The 19,505-nt window shown below is 50.6% G+C and carries 15 protein-coding genes and 4 pseudogenes; 11 read left to right on the top strand and 8 right to left on the bottom strand.

All coding sequences use genetic code 11. The features are described 5' to 3' along the window. The first annotated feature begins 37 nt into the window (after positions 1-37). The 4 genes from GCE01_RS15315 to GCE01_RS15300 all read left to right on the top strand — a co-directional run bounded on the left by GCE01_RS15315 (position 38) and on the right by GCE01_RS15300 (position 4,030). Positions 38-943, top strand: a complete 906-nt coding sequence (locus GCE01_RS15315; RefSeq protein WP_145995813.1) for a hypothetical protein — start codon at positions 38-40, stop codon at positions 941-943. Between the two features lie 545 nt (positions 944-1,488). Next, positions 1,489-2,484, top strand: a complete 996-nt coding sequence (locus GCE01_RS15310) for a glutathione S-transferase family protein (protein WP_099213534.1) — start codon at positions 1,489-1,491, stop codon at positions 2,482-2,484. Beyond that, positions 2,481-3,104: an alpha/beta hydrolase gene (locus tag GCE01_RS15305; protein WP_099213533.1), complete on the top strand. Its 624-nt coding sequence runs from the start codon at positions 2,481-2,483 to the stop codon at positions 3,102-3,104. The genes GCE01_RS15310 and GCE01_RS15305 overlap by 4 nt, the downstream gene beginning before the upstream one ends. An 11-nt stretch (positions 3,105-3,115) precedes the next feature. Further along, positions 3,116-4,030 (top strand): LysR family transcriptional regulator, encoded by a 915-nt coding sequence (locus GCE01_RS15300; RefSeq protein ID WP_099213532.1) that lies wholly within the window; start codon positions 3,116-3,118, stop codon positions 4,028-4,030. A 7-nt stretch (positions 4,031-4,037) separates the two neighbouring features. Here GCE01_RS15300 and GCE01_RS15295 read toward each other — a convergent pair whose 3' ends face one another. The 5 genes from GCE01_RS15295 to GCE01_RS15275 form a co-directional block, all read right to left on the bottom strand. After that, the gene (locus tag GCE01_RS15295) at positions 4,038-4,718 is read right to left on the bottom strand and encodes a flavin reductase family protein (protein ID WP_099213531.1); all 681 of its coding nucleotides are present in this window, start codon (positions 4,716-4,718) and stop codon (positions 4,038-4,040) included. A gap of 79 nt (positions 4,719-4,797) precedes the next feature. Further along, positions 4,798-5,643: a VOC family protein gene (locus GCE01_RS15290; protein WP_099213530.1), complete on the bottom strand. Its 846-nt coding sequence runs from the start codon at positions 5,641-5,643 to the stop codon at positions 4,798-4,800. A gap of 3 nt (positions 5,644-5,646) precedes the next feature. Further along, a complete protein-coding gene (locus GCE01_RS15285; protein WP_099213529.1) occupies positions 5,647-6,216 on the bottom strand; it encodes a YceI family protein in 570 nt (189 codons plus the stop codon). A 10-nt stretch (positions 6,217-6,226) separates the two neighbouring features. After that, positions 6,227-6,835, bottom strand: a complete 609-nt coding sequence (locus GCE01_RS15280) for a cytochrome b (RefSeq protein WP_211503584.1) — start codon at positions 6,833-6,835, stop codon at positions 6,227-6,229. A 4-nt stretch (positions 6,836-6,839) separates the two neighbouring features. Continuing rightward, positions 6,840-7,454, bottom strand: a complete 615-nt coding sequence (locus GCE01_RS15275) for a YceI family protein (RefSeq protein WP_099213550.1) — start codon at positions 7,452-7,454, stop codon at positions 6,840-6,842. Between the two features lie 676 nt (positions 7,455-8,130). Between GCE01_RS15275 and GCE01_RS15270 the strand changes: the two are divergent. The 4 genes and pseudogenes from GCE01_RS15270 to GCE01_RS15245 all read left to right on the top strand — a co-directional run. Next, positions 8,131-9,213: pseudogene (locus GCE01_RS15270) on the top strand (IS5 family transposase). Between the two features lie 196 nt (positions 9,214-9,409). Then, positions 9,410-11,743: a TonB-dependent siderophore receptor gene (locus tag GCE01_RS15265; protein ID WP_244591268.1), complete on the top strand. Its 2,334-nt coding sequence runs from the start codon at positions 9,410-9,412 to the stop codon at positions 11,741-11,743. A 129-nt stretch (positions 11,744-11,872) separates the two neighbouring features. Continuing rightward, complete coding sequence (locus GCE01_RS15260; RefSeq protein WP_099213528.1) at positions 11,873-12,667, top strand: IS5 family transposase; 795 nt, start codon at positions 11,873-11,875, stop codon at positions 12,665-12,667. A 1,299-nt stretch (positions 12,668-13,966) separates the two neighbouring features. Then, positions 13,967-14,500: pseudogene (locus tag GCE01_RS15245) on the top strand (IS5/IS1182 family transposase); the annotation flags it as partial. 354 nt (positions 14,501-14,854) lie between these two features. Here GCE01_RS15245 and GCE01_RS17250 read toward each other — a convergent pair. Continuing rightward, positions 14,855-15,280 carry a hypothetical protein gene (locus GCE01_RS17250; protein ID WP_237390137.1) on the bottom strand — a complete coding sequence of 142 codons (426 nt, stop codon included), beginning with the start codon at positions 15,278-15,280 and terminating at the stop codon, positions 14,855-14,857. Between GCE01_RS17250 and GCE01_RS17245 the strand changes: the two genes are divergently transcribed. Then, positions 15,168-16,571, top strand: coding sequence for a Hint domain-containing protein (locus GCE01_RS17245; RefSeq protein ID WP_249203064.1), 1,404 nt, complete (start codon positions 15,168-15,170; stop codon positions 16,569-16,571). The two genes, GCE01_RS17250 and GCE01_RS17245, sit on opposite strands and share 113 nt — an antisense overlap. Positions 16,572-16,605: 34 nt before the next feature. Here the strand turns inward: GCE01_RS17245 and GCE01_RS17240 are convergent, their stop codons facing one another. Beyond that, on the bottom strand, positions 16,606-16,818 hold the full coding sequence (locus GCE01_RS17240; RefSeq protein WP_237390135.1) for a hypothetical protein: 213 nt from the start codon (positions 16,816-16,818) through the stop codon (positions 16,606-16,608). 272 nt (positions 16,819-17,090) lie between these two features. Further along, a pseudogene (locus tag GCE01_RS17235) lies at positions 17,091-17,252 on the bottom strand (transposase); the annotation flags it as partial. A 347-nt stretch (positions 17,253-17,599) separates the two neighbouring features. Between GCE01_RS17235 and GCE01_RS15230 the strand changes: the two are divergent. Together GCE01_RS15230 and GCE01_RS15225 are read left to right on the top strand one after the other, a co-directional pair. Then, entirely contained in the window at positions 17,600-18,883 is a 1,284-nt protein-coding gene (locus tag GCE01_RS15230) for an autotransporter strand-loop-strand O-heptosyltransferase (protein ID WP_099213525.1), read from the top strand. Positions 18,884-18,887: 4 nt separating this feature from the next. Then, positions 18,888-19,505 (top strand): annotated as a pseudogene (locus tag GCE01_RS15225) (Hint domain-containing protein); the annotation flags it as partial.

Below are 19,505 nucleotides of genomic sequence, written 5' to 3'. Positions count from 1 at the left end.
CTAAAAAGGATGTCCTGATCATTTGAATGGGCTTTTCATGACACAAACTGGCTTTGCCCCATCCGATCATGAAAATGTACCATCATATACAGTCGATGATCTGATGGCGTTACCGGGCTTCCTTCAGTGCCTGAATTTCTGCAACCAGCAACTTTTGGCGATCCACAGGAAAATGCCGCGAGAGGTCCGTTATGTCGCTGATTTACGCCGCTGGGTCATGACTCACGGTGCACTTGCATTGAATTTTTCACACAAGATTAATCCGGATCTTCCGCCGCTCACGGCAACCAATCTTTTCCGTGAGGTTGAACATACGGGAATAGCCAGCCCCAATACGGTCACGAGTTATCTGAAAGAAATTTATGCACGAGGCTATATCACCCTGCTATCCAAAGCGGACCAGCGTGTGCGGGCCTATGCCATGACAGAATTTTCTGAAAAAATGTTTTATCTCTATCTTCAGATCAGTCTGCAAGGGCTGGATCTGATCGATGGTGCTGGTCGTGGTGACATCGCGAGTGCAGATCCGTGTATTCTAACTCATATGCACCCAATTTTTGCGCGACATATGCTCAATGACCCGGTCTATTACGCGCCCCCTCCATCGATTGCGCCTCTGATCAACACAACGATTGGAATCTCCGTTCTTAACGAAATGACAAGAGCACAGAAAGCGATGCCATTGGACGCCGATCGCGTCTATGTTGATCTTGGCAGCGCCAGTGCAATGGCAAAGCATTATGGTGTTTCCCGCGGCAACGTCGCACGATTGCTGTCAAAAGTACAAAACGCTGGCCATTATGGGCAAGATGACCGAGGCACATGGGTTTCAGCACAACTGTTACAAGATCATTATGTTCTACAAGCCCTAAAAATGGCTCATAGCGCATCAGCCTTCATCGAAGCACAAAAACTGAGAACTGAGGAGGCTTCGAGGAAGTAACTACTAGTTTCGATATGAACTGATAGCACCTTCCCTATGGCTGTAATTTCGGTTTTATCTTGAGGCAAAGCGAAGGAATCATGCCGTTTAGCGATCTGGCCATCCCGTGCTTTGGCTGCAATCCACATAGCCGCAAGCTTCATATTCTGCCTAAAGGAATGACTCCTGACGCCAGGAACAAAACTGACTTTGAGTGTCTACCTTCGGAAAATTTAATCGGCTTCGCTTGTGACCGACAAGACGGTGACTGTCAGCTGCTGTAATACTAAGCAAGTGTAGGCGGACCGAGGGGTGAACGGAATGTCTGGTCTACGATATGAGGAACAGACGCTGATGTTGCCCTTTGCCCCAAATTCCATTCGCCACAGGATACCGCTTTAGAGCACTGTTTCTCCTAGGGAAGGAATGTATCGCGATCACTGTGTATAATCTTTGATGATTCATCAGATTAAGACGACGCTAGGGAAGGGCGATATAGGCAGTTCAAGCAGATGTCGCGCTTTCGCCTGAGGTCATAACGACATAGTGGGGCATAGGAGCTTCTGATGCTGGTTGATGGACAATGGGTTGAAAACTGGCATCCCGTTCAGGCCAAGGACTCAAAGGGTGGATTTGTACGCCAAATGTCTTCCTTTCGGAACTGGGTTACCCCTGACGGGCGCCCCGGCCCGACGGGGGACGGAGGTTTTACAGCCATAAAAGGCCGCTATCACCTTTATATTGCCCTGATCTGCCCATGGGCGTCGCGTACACTCATTGCCCGTAGCCTGAAAGGGCTAGAGAATATTGTATCGGTGTCAGTCGTAGAGCCAGCCCTCACCGATCAGGGCTGGCGCTTTGGCGATTATCCTAGTGCCACCATTGATCGGCTTAATGGTGTGACATGGATGCACGAACTCTATACTCACGCTGATCCCCACTATACCGGTCGTGCCACGGTTCCTGTTCTCTGGGACACAGAAAAACAGACGATCGTGAACAATGAGTCCGCCGATATTGTGCGGATGTTCAATTCCGGGTTTGGTACGCTGGCGTCCTCGAACCACGACCTTTATCCCGAAGCCCTGCGCGGTGAAATCGACACTTTGAACAATGAGATGTACATGCACCTCAACAATGGCGTCTATCGCACCGGGTTTGCAACAACACAGTTGGCCTATGAGGAAGCCTTCGCAGGTGTTTTTGACATGCTCGACAGGCTGGAAGAACGGCTGTCCAGCGGTGCCTCATGGCTGGTTGGGGGGCAGTTGACGGAAAGTGATATCCGCCTGTTCGTGACGCTGGTCCGTTTCGATGCTGCCTATCATGGGCTGTTCAAGTGCAACCGCCGACGCATTGCGGATTATCCAAGCCTGAGCCGCTATCTGGAACGGATGCTGGAGGTCAGGGGTGTCGCGGAAACCGTCAACCTTGATCATATCAAGCGCGGCTATTATTCGATCAAGGCGCTGAACCCCAACGGCATCGTGCCCCTCGGGCCCGACCTCGCATGGGCGTCATACCTGCCTCCAACTCCCCGCCCGTCGGGAGCAGTAGCATGAGTGCCGGCCTGGTCATCTTTCTACATGGGGTCGGCAGTAGGGGTGCCAGTTTTGCGCCGTTACTGGCACAATGGGGGGTGAACCTCCCCACAATAGCCCTTGCCGCTCCTGACGCGCCGTTCACGTTCGACCTTGCACCAGACGGTCGACAATGGTTCAGCATCAAGGGCGTGACGGAGGCCAACCGGACGGAACGGATCGTCGCTGCGCGGCAGGCTTTTGACGATACGCTGCAGTCCTGTATCTCGGAGGCTGGCTTTGCAAACAGGCTGGACCGGGTCGTGCTTGTGGGCTTTTCCCAGGGATCGATCATGGCCTTGGATGCCGCGGTCTCCGGCCGTTGGCCCGTGGCGGGCGTGGTTGCCTTTTCCGGGCGGCTTGCCTCGTCCCCCGTCTATGCTCCTTCCACGGAAACACGTATTTTGCTGATCCATGGCGACGCAGACCCCATCATACCGGTGCAGGAATCTCAAAGAGCAGCACAGACCCTGACCACGATCGGCATGACCGTTACATGTGACATTCTGCCCGGTGTCGGTCATACTCTGACGGCTTCGGGAGTGAGGCGGGCACAGGACTTCATACAGTCCCTTCTGCTTCCGGGTGCGTCTGCCTCCTAAGGACCTGTGATTTGGATCGTCTGAGCCTTGACCGCCTGTTCGTTGCTGTTCTGGAAACAGGCAGTTTTGTTGCGGCATCCGGGCGGCTGGGGGTCAGTAGCGGCCAGGCCTCCAAGATGCTGTCCCGCCTTGAATCCGATCTGGGCGTGCAACTGATCAAGCGAACAACCCGTGCCCTCTCCCCTACCGAGATTGGCCAGGTCTATTATGAGCGTGTCAAGATTCTGCTCGAAGAGCGGGACGCGCTCGATGCATCCATCCGCCAGACATCGGGTGCACCTTCAGGCCGACTGCGGATCACTGCCCCGATGTCGTTTGGCGCGGTCCAACTGGTTCCGGCATTGCTGGCATTTGCGGAGCAGTATCCCGGCATCAGCCTCGATGTCAGTTTTTCGGACCGGCTGGCGGACCTGGTTGAGGAGGGCTTTGATGTCGCCGTCCGTATCGGGCGTCTGTCCGACAGCAGTCTGATTGTCCGCAGGCTGTGCGATGCCCGGATCGTCACTGTCGCCGCCCCAACTTACATCACGTCCCGTGGCGCACCGCAGTGTCCGGAAGAACTATCGCAGCATGTATGCATCATCGACACCAATTTCCGTACACCCCACAGTTGGTCTTTCCACGATGCGTCATCAGGACAGGATATTCAGGTTCCCGTGACCGGACGCATCGCCTTTTCAAACGGCGAAGCCTGCCTGACAGCGGCTGAACGGGGTCTGGGAATAGCCTGTCTACCCAGCTTCATTGCAGGTCCGAAAATACGGGAAGGTAAGCTGATGCCCCTGCTGCACAACTTTGAGCCGCCAGCGCTGGGAATACACGCCCTTTACCCACCCGCGCGGCATCTCGCCGCAAAGGTCCGGGCTTTATCTGATTTTTTGTCGGATTATTTCCGAAGTCGGGCAGACTGGGACGAAGGCTGGTAATTTTCTTTTATGGCGTGGAGGGCAGAACCGCTAACTCCGCGCCTTCATCCAGAGCTGCGCCAGATGAAGAAGGCCTGCGCAGGTCAAACATGGACGCCTCAGCAACTTCTGAATACCATCCTGCTCCGCCCGCTCTCAGAACAGGGCGTGTCGCAGCGGTTTCGTAGATTCCCTCGCTTACAAAAGAGCGATCAATATGGATCGTCACTACTTCCCCCAACGTAAGCCAGCTTTTCAGGCGCTCACCGGAAGCCGCCTCAAGCTGGATGATCTGCGTCACGCGGCACTCAAACTGCACCCGACTGGCCGCAACCCTTGGTGGCCGAACGCGACAGGACGGAATTTTTGCCAGCCCTGCCACATCAAATTCATCAGTCAGCCGGTCGAATGCGGCAGACGAAAGATTCATGCGCTCGACCAAGGGCTTCGTGACCAGATTCCAGACGAATGCCTCGGTCTCCTGTGCATTCCGGACCGTATCTTTCCAGCCGATTGAGGAAAACCCGATGATCGGCGGGGTATAGTTGAACGCGTTGAAGAAACTGTAAGGGGCAAGATTAGGCACACCCTCCGTATCAACCGTCGCAATCCATCCGATCGGTCGTGGCGCGATGATGGCATTAAAGGGGTCATGCAGAAGACCATGTCCGTCTTCAGGCCGGTAGGTGTGAAAACGATCGTCCAACATGCCAGTCCTCAGAGGATATTAGAAGCTATGGTCCACGGAGCGACGGCCGCCCCGATGCCCTCTACTGCTGGCCAAGGTCTTACAGGAACCTTTGACTATGCAACCGGATCGGTGTCCCCCAAGGGTCTTCAAGCGTCACGGTGGTTCCAGAAGAATTTCCGTCTGCGGCGGGCACTAATCCTTCTGGAAGAGGCCGAGAGACCGACAGGGCTATCTCGGCCAGACCAGTCGAGGGGAAACGACGCTGTCCCGCTCCACGGCTGTTCCAGATGTTGGTGGCGATATGATGATGATAGCCATCCGCCGCATAGAAAGTGCCCCCCGGATATCGGCAGGTGACATCCAGACCGAGTTTACGAGCATAAAACTCCTCCGCGACCTCAATGGTGCCGACCTGAAGATGAACATGTCCGATCTGTGTGCCGGTGGGCGCGCCATCCCAGCGTGCTCCGCGGCTCTGTTCGAGCAGGGCGGGAATATCGAGAGGTTTTGTGCCCATGCGTATCGTGCCGTCCCGCCAGTACCAGCTGGACGGAGGGCGGTCGGCATAGATTTCGACGCCGTTCCCTTCCGGATCGGACAGATAGACGGCCTCGCTTACATCATGGTCCGATGCCCCGACCAGCGGCAATTTCCGCTCCGTTGCGTGGTCAATCCAACAGGCCAGGGCCGAGCGGGACGGTAATAGGAAAGCCGTGTGGAATAGCCCTGCTTCCCGAGAGGAGCGTTGCCGCGCATGTCTATCCTGTCGGAGTTCGATCAAGGGCGTAACGTCGGCACCAAGGCGCACGATCTCCCCGTCCTGCCCAAGTCGTTCAAGGCCGATCACTGCCTGATAAAAGGTTGTGACCTTTTCCAGATCGTTCACTGTCAGGACGACCTGCTCTATGGCAAATCCGTGCGAAGAGGTAGGAAGCTCTCCCATTGGTCAGGGCTTCCGTTGGGCTGTGATATCCATGTCGACGCCCACGTTCAGTGAGACCCACTGCCCGCTCGCCCATGGTCCCTGTCCGACTCCGAAGTCGGAGCGTACGAGATCAAGATGCCCTTTCGCATGCGCTGTGGTGCCATTAATGTCGAGCGTGAAGGGTAAAGTGACTGGTTTGCTGATGCCACGTATCGTCAGGGTACCGACGGCTTCATAGGAATTTCCTCCCATGGCACGAAAACTCTGTGCGTCAAACACCGCGGAGGGAAAACCAGCAACATTGAACCAGTCTTTTCCTGGTAAAGCACCATCCCGTTGCTGATCGCCCGTGACGGCACTTGCCATAGCGAGCGTCACATGGGCATGCCCAGCTTCTGGGTGCGTCGGATCAAAGGAAATAGAGCCGTTGAATGTTCCGAAATGACCGCTGAACGGCGTTCCGGTCTGCTTGCCCGAAAAGGCCAGCGTGCTATGGGCCGGATCAAGCGTCCAGTCTGTCGCCATGGCAGACAGGGGCAGGGAAAGGCCCGCTGCAAGTGCCAGGGCAGAGATCAGTTTAATGGATGGCATTGTAAAAATCCTATGGCTGTTTGCGTTGGGACGATCCAGCCTGCCAGGGTAGCATACGCCCAGGCACTGAATCCTTTAGAATAAAAGCATGGCGCAAAACGGCAGCGACATGTAGGACAAGCAGAACGACTAGTGTCCATGCGGCCCAATGGTGAAACCCCTTCAGGGCAGCTTCGACAGGAGCCTTGTTCTGAAGTGTTGTGAGAACTGGAAGATCCGGCCATGGCACCATGCCGAACAGCACTGTTGGAATGCCGAGAACAGACGCAGAAACCATGGCCCACCCGCTGAGCGGGAGGACGATCTGCAATCCATAAAGGGCCAGATGAGCCAGATGGGCGGCCCGACGTTCCGCGACAGGCATATCGGCCGGAAGCGCAGGCGCCGCATGGGTCAGTCGCCATCCTACTCGCAAACAGACCAGTAGCAGGACCAAGATTCCAATGGATTTATGTAACTGATACAGTTGAAACATGCGCATCGGATCAAGGGAAGCATGATCCATGGTCAGCCCCATGCCGATCAGGAGCAGAACCCCGCCTGCGATCAGCCAGTGTAGGACGATCGCCACCACTCCATATTGCGATGTTCGCTCAATCAGCATCGGGACTGTTTTCATGATCTCAGTTCTGCTTTTCGAAGGCGCCGGCAATATGCAGCGTTACGTCGTCACCGACATAGGGTACGTACATCTTCACACCAAAGTCGCTGCGCTTGATTGTGGCAGCGGCTTCGAAGCCGGTCGTGTAGTTCTTATCCATCGGGTTGATACCGGCGCCGACAAAATGCACCTTCAGCGTCTCGGGCTTTGTGATGCCATGCAGGGTCAAGTTACCCGTCACGATGGCATCTGTCTTGCCGACGCGCTTGACCTCAGTGGAGGCAAAGGTTGCATTCGGGAATTTTTCAGTATCGAACCACTGGTCGCTCTTGAGTTCGTCGGTTAGCTTGTCGCTAGTTGTCTGCACGGAAGCGACCGGGATCGTTACGGACAATTTCGAAGCGGACGGCGTCTTGGCATTCAGTTGCAGCGTGCCGGAGACATTGGAGAAAAGCCCGCTATAGTAGGTGAAACCGAAATGCAGCAGGGAAAATCCAACCTGCGTATGGCCAGGCTCAATGACATAGGTGCCGGACTGGACCTGGGCCGGGTTTGTTACGGTCTGGGCGGACGCGATGGCGGGCAGGGCCGTGATGGAAGCTGCAATAAGAGCAATCCGAGGTAGAGAAAAACGCATGGTATAATCCTTCCAAAAAAGCTGGACACTGAGCAGTGACATGCTGCCAGATATCAGGTCATTGACTGAAAGGTACCCTGTCCGTCAGCGGCCTCCGGGTCTACGGAAAGGTTGGAAAATTATTCCATCCAAATTGGAAGTAATACTCTGTTTGAAGAGAACCAAATGAAGACATCATTGGTTCAAATGGACGTCAGCCTTGTAGATGCAGGTTTTCCAAAAGCTACGATAGACACTCTGTTGAACGCATGGGGCGCATGCTGCTGTTGTTGGCGAAAGTGGTGGCCGTACTAAGGTAGACGACATATTCTATTGAAAGCATAACTTCGGCGGCACCGAGATTCCTTTCCACTTGCTCCAGCGTACGAGGGCCGATGATCGGCACAGCACCATGACCGATTGCCCAGGCAATCGCGACTGGCGTTCACTTCCTGAGCGATCGAAAGGACCGTATCGATCGTCGTTTTGCGGATTGCACTATCCTCGATTTGGAACATCTGCTCACAAAAACCGTCTTTGCGCCCGTGCGATATTTTCCAGTTAGCACGCAGCCGCCGTGGGGAGGCCCAATGACCGAGGCGAAACTGACCAGGAATAGATCGGCCTTCGGTTCTGATTGGGGGCATGGATCATGAGGTAGGCTGGTTTCTTTGATGTTGAAGAGCAGCGTGCTCGATTGAGCGGACTTGGCGATCAGCTCGAAGCGTTTTCCCGGACGGTGAATTTTGAAGTGTTCCGCCCTGATCTGGAGCAGGCCTTGGTCTATTCAGATGGGAGCAAGGGCGGGCGACCACCGTTTGATCCCGTGTTGATGTTCAAGGTCCTGGAGATCCAGACGTTGAACAATTTGTCCGATGAACGGACAGTGTATCTGATCAACGATTACCTCTCCTTCATGCGCTTCCTTGGTCTGGGGCTTTCAGATCGGTTGCCAAAACAGTCTGGTTGTTTCGTGAACGCCTGACACAGGCGGGGGCCATTGGAAGACTGTTTGACCGGTTTGATGCAACCCTGCGGAACGCCGGTTATCTGCCGATGTCAGGCCAGATCCTGGATGCGACATTGGTAGTTGCTCTACAACAGCGCGATACCAACGCTGAGAAAGCCGACCTCCGGGAGGGACGGATCTTACAGGACTGGCAGGACAAACCGGCAAAGCTGTCGCATAAGGACCGTCATGCGCGCTGAACACTGAAGTTCACGAAGGCGGAAGGGACAGGACGATGGAACCATGCCATCCAGCGATCTCGCCATCCCGTTCTTTGGCTATAAATCGCATGTTTCCATCGATCGGAAATACCGGTTCATCCGGAAATGGAAAACAACGCATGCCGCCGCCAGTGATGGTGCGCGATTGAGAGAGGGGCTGCTGGATAAAACCAATACAGCCTCAAGTGTCTGGGCGGAGCCAGTCAGGCTCCCGTCGATACGTAGCATTGATGGGATAATGGCGGAGAGAGACACAGCCTATCGCTCGAAAGCCAATAAGGACTCCATCGAAAAGAAGGGCTTTGTCTCGAAGGTTATAGAAAAAAGCCGCATCTCAATGCCCATGCCTCGGCATATCCAGAAATCAAATGCTGGAAAGTCGGTCATCCGCTCGCGTGTCGAGCATGTCTTTGCCGATCAGAAGTCACAGACAGGGCTGTTCGTCGGAACTGTCGGTATCGCGCGAGCCACCATGAGGGTCGGACTGGCCAATATCGTCTACAATATGCGCCGCTTCCTCTTCCTTGAGCGGATCAGCACCGCAGTATAGCAATCCAGCGGGTAACAGCCCCCGATCCGCTTAAAATGTAGATCAAAAATGAACCGAAGACCCGTCAACCAAATCGCCCACAGCCTAAAATTAGAAACAAGGCACATCAATTAACGGTTCGTCGATCCCTCTATCTTGCACATGCCACAGACTAAATGTTATTGCGAATTACTCTTATTATCATCAGGTGCCCTCGATGTTTGAAATAACCCCTTCTCTGTTTCGGTTCTCTATGCGCTCCGTCCTTTTCGCTTCTGCATTTATTCTTCCTGCTCCTGCATTTGCTGCGCATAATTTACATTTTAAAGCTAATCACCATCACCCTAAAAATGGTGCAAATAAAATATCAATAACAAATAAAAATATAGAAAATATTTCGGTTTTAGGTTCGAATAACACTCTGAATACCTATACGATCCACAGAACCAGCGCAGCGACTGGACTTCCTTTGAGCCTGCGTGAAACGCCTCAGACCGTTACCGTCATTACACGCCAGTTGATGGACGACATGCAGATAAACACACTAGACGATGTCATGAAAACGACTGCGGGCGTCACATCGCTTCAAAATGATAACGCAGGACGTACTACTTATCGTGCCCGCGGCTTTGATATTACAAACTATCGTGTCGATGGCATGCAGATAAACGGTGCTACAGGATTTAGTGGATCAGGTTCGACCATGAATATGGACCTGTACGACAATATTCAAATCATCCGTGGCGCAAATGGTCTCATGGGGGGGACAGGCGATCCATCTGCTACCATCTATCTCGAACGCAAGCAGCCAACCAAAACTCAGCAGATCAACGCCATGCTCCGGCTCGGAAATTGGAATGATCATCGTGTCATGCTTGATATAAACAAGCCGTTGAATAAATCCGGAACAATACGAAGTCGATATGTATTTTCCTGGGAAGACTCTGACACTTTCAGGCAGCGTGAAAGCTTTTATAACATTGGTGCGCTTGCGAATTTTGCTGCGGATCTTTCGAGCCGAGACGTTATAAACTGGGGGTTTCAATACGAAAAAACACGAGATAATGGTGCTTCTTGGGGATCAAATGTTCCAATCTGGTATGCAGACGGTACACGTACAAGCCTACCGCGTAGCACAAACCCAGTAGCCAATTGGAGTTTCTCGGAAGCGAATTCAATGTCGGCGTTCGGAAATTATGACCACAGATTTTCAAAAAACTGGCATCTTCGCGTGAGCTACATGCATACATGGAGCGGGAATTACCAAAATCTTGGTAATCTTAAAGTAAACAATGGTTCCAAAAGTACGGGTGGATACGCTGGATTTTGGAACCAGGATGGCACGGGTGCCTACCTTAATGCGCTCCATGCTGAATATAATGACACTCGTGACACAGCAGACGTTCGTTTGACAGGACAATTCAGGGCACTCGGACACACACAAAGCCTCGTCTTCGGCTTTAATGGATACAGTGATGAATTAACGACATGGTCATTCAGTAAAGCATTAGGAAATTGTAATATCTCCAATGTTACACCTTACTCAAACTGCCAATACCGTTCCACCGGTTTAGCAATTTCCGATTGGAAAAATTGGGACGGGAGTTATGCTAATTTCAGCACTCATCGCACCAACGCACGCGAGGTGGATGTCACACGAAACTACGGTGCGTATGTAAGTGGTCATTTCGTATTATCGAAAGGGTTGAACCTTATTCTTGGTGGAAGAATGAGTTCTTATCAATATTATTCAGGAGTCTATAACAAAGAAAATTCTTATACGGCTTCTTCTGGCTCGATGAATCAGAATGCAGTTCTTACGCCGTTCACGGGCCTTGTCTATGATATCACTAAAAATATTTCAATTTACGGAAGCTATACGAATATTTTTACTCCACAATCTTCCTACAGGGATGCTAATAACCAGCCACTATCTCCAGTTTTAGGTAAAAGCTACGAGACCGGCCTCAAAGGCGAATTTTTCCATGGTCGCCTAAATAGCTCACTTGCGTTCTACCTTAACAATCAAAACAACGTCGCAAAAACGACTGGCCTGACTAATTCCATCACCGGGAACACAATTTATACATCCGCTAATGGCGTTAAAACCGAAGGTGTTGATTTTGATATTTCCGGTCAGCTCACGCGTGGATGGAATATCCTGTTTGGTTACAGCTATCTTCAGGAAAAGGGACTAGGATATCAGGAAGATCCACATAACTTGATTAAAATGAATACAACTTATAATTTTCAGGGAGCGCTACACAACCTGACGATTGGCGGCGGCTTTACCACACAGACCAGCACCTCATGGCCAGTCAACCCAGGTAGGCCGTTAGGCAACGGGAAGTATGATGCGTCTAACCTGTACCTGAACGGATACACGCTAATCAATCTGATGGCCCGCTATCGGCTTACAAATTGGCTTAATATTACCGGGAATATCAGCAACCTGACTAATAAAACCTATTACCGGCAAGCAGGTTTTTATAACGGCGCAATCTACGGTCAACCACGAACATTCTATTTCACTCTTCGAGGGAGTTATTAAAGCATTTTCTGTGATGCCTTACAGTCTGTTTGGAAAATCGGTTTAGGCCGCGTTGACAAAAGGTCTATACGCTCATCCTGAGATCTGATTCACTGGTTGCTTCGACGAAGGCGATAAGGTTAAGCGGGGATGGCGCGAGGCGACCTGACGGATCAGGAATGGGCGCTGATTGGTCTGCTTCTGCCGCCTGAGCATGGACGTTGGGCTCGACCAGCCGGAGAGAACCGCCGGTTTCTCAATGGTATGTTGTATGTCCTGCGCGTCGGTTGTCCGTGGCGGGACATGCATGAACGCTACGGCAAATGGAACTCGGTCTATGTTCGGTTCCGGCGTTGGGTTGAACAGGGGGGGGATGCTCTGCTACAAACCCTGGTGGACCTCGGCCTAACCGATAACTGGCAGCATATGGTCGACAGCATCGTAAGTCCGTGCCCATTCACAGGCTACGGGCGCAAAAGGGGGGCTCATTCGGAGGCTTTTGGTCGATCACGCGGCGGCTTTACGAGCAAAATCCATGCCCGATGTGACACTCAGGGGCGCCCTCTTGGCTTTGTCCTTACCGGAGGCCAGGTCTCGGACTACAAAGCCACAGACGCCCTGATGAAGCTGTCTGTCCCGACCCCCAAGGCTATGCTGGCTGATCGGAGCTATGACAGTGACAGCTTCCGCCTGGACCTGCTGCTCCGTGGTATCCTGCCGGTTATTCCATCACGCAAAGGCCGCAGCACTCCACAAAACACTGACTGGCGGCGTTACAAGGACCGTAACCGCATCGAGCGCATGTTCAACAAACTCAAGCAGATGCGCCGTATCGCGACCCGATACGACAAGACCGTCTTGTCCTTCATAAGTTTCCTCAACCTCGCCGCCGCAAGGCTCTGGATCAAACCTCTTGTCAACGCGACCCAAAGAAGCAGAAATTAAGTCGCCAAAAGCCTGAAATTGCGAGCCACGCATATCAATTACCGGTTCTTCGATCCTTCCAGTTGAGCGCGGATCTTTAGAGTCAGTTTTCTGATCTTCCACAGTCTGGCCCTTGCGCAATTTCGCAACTCTCTTCGGATTGATCCCGAACGCTTCCCTCAGCACCACGATGCGGTTGTCCCATAAGGATTCTTTCGAAACGCGTGAACATATCACATCATCAAACCCCTAAGTGACGATGTATTGTGAGTAAAACCTTGCATCATAGTTGAAATTTCGTTAGGCGCTTCATGATTTTTGGAAATTAACTTTAGAACCGCGAGCAAGTAGCAGCTGTAGATGGAGCCTGGTTTGTAGACAATGTCGCGATTATTTCTTTTAAAAATAGCTATTCTATTTAGTGTTTTGTGCGCCATGCACTTCAGAATGCAAGACAGCTACGAGGATGTAGGGTATTGCGAGTTCGGAGCGTTCGTGACTCTGCTGGTATGCATTATCTATTCCGTTGTATGGCGAATATTGTGTAATTATAAAAATAAATCTTCGTTTTATTAATCGATACACTCGAACTAATCCAATGGTTAATGACGTATATTTAAGATATTAACTATTGTTGGGATTTATCAAGATTGATTCCCCCGTTATTGAAAAATTGCATTATGCATTCGTTGATAGGGATTATATAAATCATTTCTCCCCGACCTATAAATTATTCCGTTAACTTTCCGTCTTTGAGGAAACCATAAAACGTCCTATATAGACTAAAAAAACGAGATATTTCGTTGCAAAATATTCAGTTCTGTTCTGATGCTCAATTCCAAAAAAAACATTTTTAGACATCGCAGTTTGATCTGCTGTCGCCCCCCCCCCCCGCGGGGGGCAAGCCATATTCAGCGACGAAACCGTACGCAACATCAACCTATTGAGATAGGGGCTTCTGGTCAGGGCCTCTCAAGAGCGCACATAGACTATAAAATCCTCTGACCTGAACTCTGCGGACGATCTCACGCTTTACCAAATATTGCCAAATCCGGGAGAGCATCATGCGTTTCATTCTCATTTCACTAACTGCGGTATTTCTTGCAGGGTGCGCTTGCAATTCACACGAGCCGCAACCCCATGAGACAGCCGCCTGCATGAATTATAGAACCATGATGACCGCACCAATGCCGCCAGACGCTATGCAGTGGCTGCAGGAGAAATGTGAGGCTTCACGCCGATAATGTGTAGGGTTTGAAAAGTCCTCTGGCCTGTCCTGTGTGATTCCATTTGTCCGGTTATGCTTGAAGGGAATGGATGATTAAGCAGGCTGGTTTCTTTGATGTTGAAGAGCGGCTTGCGCGACTGAGCGAGCTTGATGATCACATTTGAAGTGTTCTCCCGGACGGTAGATTTTGAGGTATTCCGTCATGATCTGGAGCAGGCTTTGACACCTTCAGGCGACAGTAAAGGCTGACGTCCGCCGTTTGATCAGGTGCTAATGTTCAAAATGCTGGTGATCCGACCCTGAACAATTTGTGCGACGATCAGACGGTATACATGATCGACGAGCGCCTGTTCTGTGAACGCCTGACACAAGCGAATGCCATCGATGGGCTGTTCAACCGCTTTGACGCAATCCTGCGCAACGCCGGGTATTTACCGATGTCAGGCCAGATCCTGAATGCCACACTGGTGGCTACTCCAAAGCAGCGGAACACCAACGCTGAGAAGTCCGACCTCCGGGCTGGGAGTAGCCCTGAGGACTGGCGGGACAAGCCAGCAAAGCAGTCGCATAATGATCGTCAAGCCCACAGAACCGTCAATCAAATCACCAAAAGCCAAAAATCAGAACCAAGATACCTTAATTAACGGTTTTTCGATTCCTTCACATGGAAAACCAACGAAAGATAATTCCCAACCTATTCAATTTCACAGTAAAAAATATGGTAATAAAAATAAAATAATTATATACAAGTAGTAACTAAATAATATTCAAATGTATTTCTATAGATACAACCATATGTTGTTGATTATTAACTATTTTAGATTTTAAATATTTAAATTCATTGCATTAATATATTTTAAGGTAACGCACAGTTGCTCTTTGCAACATATTCAATTAAAGCACGTCAACGATAAATTAACGGAAGGATAAAAGATGTCGCTGATATATGGATACAACCATACTGTCACGAAAAGCGGGAGTTACACTCTTGTTCCAGCTTTGCCGGTCCTTGGAATAATATCGATTGGCGGAGCGAGCGCTAATTTTTCGGGCAAAAACGTCAATGCTTCCGTCAATTTTTCTCCCTCATTAATTTCCTTGGCAAACCCTTGGAGTGTCACCTCAAGCAACAACGCCTTTGTAACAGTAACTGGATTGACTGGTGGCGTTGTCAATGCATTGACTGGTGCGACGTTCACAGCAGATGGAGGCACCATTTCTATGGATAGTGCCTCGACGATATCAGCCCTTTCTGGTTCGACGTATAATATCTCTTCTGGCGGAAAGCTGATCTTGAATTCAGTACAGAACCAGGCTGCAATTTCTGCCTTAAGTGGATCGAAAGTAGCTTTCGGAAAAGGTGGTGGTACACTTCTGATTAACCCAGGAAGTAATGTATCCGTCATTTCTTTTCAAAGTATATCAGGATTTGAGAATGCGGGATCAACCATAGAAATTCCTGGCGCAACAAAGGTTGTTTCCGTTTCAAAAAGCGGAAGTAGTACAAATATCGTCACAGATAATGGAAAAACAATCACGGTATCGGGAGATTTTTATGACTATAGAACAAATAATAATTTGTTCCAGTCATATCAGGACGGGAATTTATTCATTAGTTCGACTCCATTAAATAACACAAGCCAGAACGGAGTCTTGGTTTGCTTCCTGAGGGATTCGATTATTTCTGTCCCCGATGGAAAAAAGGCCGTGCAGGATATCGTCATGGGTGACGAAGTCCTCTGTTATAAAGACGGGGGGATATATACAGATATTGTCACGTGGGCGGGACATGCGCATTGTACGGTGCGACCGTATCTTCCACGGGATCAGGCGGGCTATCCCGTCCGTATTCTGAAGGACGCGGTATCCGACGGCGTACCGTTCAAGGATATGCTCATCACAGCCGAGCACTGCCTGTTTTTTGATGGAAAATTCGTTCCGGCCCGTATGCTCGTAAATGGTCGTTCGATCTTCTATGACACGTCGATAACCTCTTACGATTACTATCACATCGAAACTGAAGAACATTCAGTTATCATGGCAGATGGTATCCTGACTGAGAGTTATCTTGACACTGGAAATCGTAGTGCGTTTCGGCAGGCTGGAGAGGTCGTGTCCCTGACACCTTCCCGTAATCTGTCCTGGGAGGATGCAGCAGCGTCTTTGACAGTGGCCCGTGATCTTGTCGAACCCCTCTTCCGTCAGATTGAGACACGAGCTGTTCACCTCAATTCTCCTCTTATGACTGATATTCCGTCTCTGACGCAGGAGAACAATCTTCACCTGGTCACAGATACCGGTACGACGCTCCGTCCGATCCGTAAGAATCATGACAGGGTTATGTTCATGATTCCGGCTGGTGTTGAAAACGTTCGGATTGTTTCAAATGCAAGCCGCCCGTGTGATGTTGTTGGACCGTTCGTCGATGACCGTCGTATGCTCGGCCTACTGATGGGCGATGTCCAGCTTTTCGAGGGGCATGCGACGAAGACCCTGACATCTCATCTGCAGGACATCGATCTGTCCGGATGGAACAATATCGAGGACGGCCTGTGCCGCTGGACAAACGGAAGCGCGCTCTTGCCTCTTGGGTCCCGGCCGATTGGAAGTATTGCGCTCATGGCGCTTCAGGTTCACGCTTCAGGGCCATATCTGGTCTCAGACGCTGAAGCTGACCTGCACGCTCTAAAAGCTTGACGTGACCCTAACCCAGCGTCAACAAAACGCTGGGTTAGGGTGGAATGGTCTGATATCCGCTCTGTAATGTGAGCAGAGCGGGGACTTCCTGCTCTGGCTCGGCTAGCCGGCAGGGCTGATCCGTTTCAGGAAGATAAAGCGGAGCATGTTGATAGGCTATAATTCTAGCCCAATCCTCATTGTGACCCGTGTAATACCGAGAATTCGGATGAGCAATCCTGTCTGTGACTTTGGTCGGCAGAGACATGCTCGATCCGAGGTCGGATCGTTGACTTGCCAGTGTTGGATTTATGGATACGCCGGAGCCACGCCTTGAGAGGCGACTAATGGACCTTTCTTTGAGACAAAGTCTGGCTTCTCTATGACGTCCTTCTTGGTTTTTGAGCACCAGGTTGCACTATTTTTATCAGCAGCCTAGCGCCATCATTGGCAACAACATCCATCGTTTTCCATTTAGGAATTAACGTGAATTTCCGGCCAATGGAGAGGGTGATTTGTAGCCAAAGAACGGAATAGTTAGATCGTTTTGGCATCAGGAACATGATTCGACAGCCCCATACCAAGGAAGCGCATGAACGACAGGCTGTCGTTGATCAGATATTCCGTCCGTTAATCAGACAGGTTGATCAAAGCCTAGATCACCAGAATTTTACACATAAGCACGACATCAAACGGTGAACGTCAACCTTGAGTGCTCCCTGAATAAGCCAAATCCTGCTCCAGGCCAGAGCGGAACACTGCAGAATCTACGCTTCCAATTGATCGCTAGGCCCTCTGAACCGAGTAAATCTCTCTTCATCAACATAAAAGAACCTTGGCTGCTTCATATCACTATGCCGTGCCCCAAGATCGAAGGAATGGAGTCACACAGAAAGCCTCAAAACCAGAGAGTTTTTCGACTCTTCCCGCGGGGGGGGGGGGCAATATTTTTGTCATTATGAAAAAAACATTCACTTGATGATTTCTATTTTATTAACTACTAATTAACCGTTACCGCCTCGCGATAAAAGTTTGGAACTTCTTAATTAATGCCTCAGAGCCTGATATCGAGTGATCAAGAGGCCGCTTCGAGCGGTGCGAACCCCCTTGGTTCCAAGCTTTCTGATAAGCCCGCCTATCCCCCTTCAGCGTCAGTCCCGACTCAACAGGCTCATCATGGCATTCGGTTTGATTTCAATTTTGGGTGTCGTGTTCAACTACCACTTCTGGGAGACGGGCAAACATGGCACGTCCGACTTAGAGACCTTGATACGGGCAATATTCTCTTTGAGAAAACCGGGATCCCTGCAGGTCTTATTCATTCCAGCAAGCGTTGGTATGTCCGATTTGGCATAGATGTTTGGATCGAAAGTCAGCCTCAAGGTAGCGTCAAATCAGAGAAACAGGTTTTCAGTCATCACTTCGACCCACAAAACAAAGAGATTCTAATCCAATTCCCGGTGGGTACACTCGGCGACACATTGGCCTGGATGCCCTATGCAAACCGCTTTGCGAAAAAACATGGTGCCCATGTCACCTGCGCTCTTTCAGGCCTCATCAGTCCTTTGTTTGAGAAAGCGTATTCTCATATTCGCTTTTTTACGCACGAAGAGGTCATTGACCAAAAGCTCAGCGACACATTCTACGGGACCTATAGTTTAGGACTGTTTTTTGATGATGTGGGATGTGACTGGCAACCGACTGATTTTCGATCTGTCGGCCTACATAAAACAGCCGCCTATATCCTCGGGGTTCCCCCTGAAGAAGAGCCTGCAAAGATTACTCTTTCTGACGAAAGTCGTCCTCTAAAAGAGCCTTATGTCTGTATCGCCGTACAGGCGAGCTCCCAATGTAAATATTGGAATAACCCGACAGGTTGGCGCGAAGTTATCACGTGGCTTAAAGAGCAAGGGTATCGCGTCGTCTGTATTGATCAGAAAGCCGAACATGGGACAGGCGTGGTATGGAACCACTTGCCGCATGGAGCTGAAGACCAGACAGGAAATCGTCCTCTGGCAGAACGAGCGCGCTGGCTTAAGCATGCAGCATTTTTTATTGGCGGCAGTTCAGGCCTAGCCTGGCTCGCATGGTCTGCAGGCTGCCCTGTGATCATGATTTCAGGGTTTACCCACCCAAATAACGAGTTTGAAACGCCCGGGCGCGTAATCAACTGGCACACCTGTAATTCATGCTGGAATGATCCGAAGGAGCGTTTTGATCACCACGATTTTTTGTGGTGTCCGCGGCACAAAAACTCCGAAAGGCAGTTTGAGTGCACAAAACTTATCACTTCCGAAATGGTGATAAATAGAATCAAGTTAATGAGAGGATAATAAAATGAGTTATGTATCTAGCGGAATACTGTACGTAGACAGCCCAGTTAATTCGGCCGGCGTCCCAGGTAGTTTCTATGGTTCTTCGACCTCAGGAATTGTTATTTTGTCGGGAGGTGAATTGTACGGGAGCGGAACTGTACGTTCTGGCGGAAGTATAGTAGTAAGCAGCGGCGGAAATCTCAATGAAGATATTACCATTTCTTCGGGTGGGTCTATCGAACTAAAAAGTGGATCTCTGATTGGGTATTCATCTTCTACTCTAACACTATTGAGTGGTGGCACTCTTGTCGTTGATTCTGGAGCGCAGCAATATAGCGGAGCATATTACATTATTTCTGGCGGAACAATTTCTGCTTATAGAAATTTGGGGCCACACAACTGGACAAGTGCTGGTGGGACCCTGATCATTGAGAGTGGCGTATCCCTTAGTGAAAGCCCCGTTGCTGGAGCTGCAACTGTTGCGGTCAGCAGCGGAGGTAGCCTGTCTGGCGGAACTTTTTTCTCCGGTAATGCTGTCGATGTGTATGCGGGTGGTGTGACGTCCAACATTGTCGCCTCCAGCGGAGCTGATGTTAATATTCAGGGCACCGGGTCAAATGTCACGATTGATACGGGAGCC

The organism is Gluconobacter cerinus, from assembly GCF_002723935.1.
Taxonomy (GTDB): domain Bacteria; phylum Pseudomonadota; class Alphaproteobacteria; order Acetobacterales; family Acetobacteraceae; genus Gluconobacter; species Gluconobacter cerinus.
This window is presented reverse-complemented; position numbering and strand designations above follow the sequence as displayed.